Below are 380 nucleotides of genomic sequence, written 5' to 3'. Positions count from 1 at the left end.
GTCGGCGCGGGGAGGGCGAGCGGGATCGCGGCGGTGGTGCCAGTAGTGGCGCCGGCCGTGGTGGCGGCGTGCGCGGTCGCGGGGAGCGCCGCCGTGGTGGCGAGCGCGCCGGTGCTGAGCAGGCCGGCGAGCAGGGCGGCGGCCGGGCGGGAACGGCGTCGGGGCACGGTCGGGTTCCTTCGATCGGTTCGGGTGACGGGAGTGGTGCCGTGACCAAGGTGACGGCCCGCCCCGGTCCGGCGCGTCCGGCCGTGGGCATACGACCGTGGTCGGATGTCCGGCCGTCCTTCGCTGGCTAGCCTGGCCGGGTGCAGAACCAGCCGACGGCCGGACCCGCGACCGCGCACGCCGTGACCCGGGCGCCCTGGACGAAGCGGCTC

Source organism: Kitasatospora sp. MBT66 (genome assembly GCF_000710405.2).
Lineage (GTDB): Bacteria > Actinomycetota > Actinomycetes > Streptomycetales > Streptomycetaceae > Kitasatospora > Kitasatospora purpeofusca.
The sequence above is the reverse complement of the archived record's forward strand: the minus strand, read 5'-3'. Positions refer to the sequence as shown.